Genomic DNA, 233 nt, shown 5'->3' with positions numbered 1-233 from the left:
GCCAACGTACAAGCTTTTGAACAAACTATTTATGCGTTTTTTGAAGATGAAGAAACTGGTTGTACTCAAATTTTTGACTTGGATTTATTCACCCGAAACACCCCACAAACCGAAACTCCCGAACCGCTAACGCTTTGTGACGACAACGAGACTGGCGTTAGAACTTTCGACTTAAGCTTAGTGGAAGACGAAGTTTTACAAAATGTGGAAAACACCGATGAACTTATAATCGA

At 39.9% G+C, this 233-nt stretch carries 1 protein-coding gene; it reads left to right on the top strand.

Going from position 1 to position 233, the window contains the following annotated elements; all coding sequences use genetic code 11:
- Positions 1-233 (top strand): hypothetical protein (locus G7034_RS01680; protein WP_166399232.1); only part of this gene is annotated, 233 nt, incomplete at both ends.

Origin of the sequence: Psychroflexus maritimus (genome assembly GCF_011089875.1) — a bacterium.
In the GTDB taxonomy this organism is placed as follows: domain Bacteria; phylum Bacteroidota; class Bacteroidia; order Flavobacteriales; family Flavobacteriaceae; genus Psychroflexus; species Psychroflexus maritimus.
This window is presented reverse-complemented; position numbering and strand designations above follow the sequence as displayed.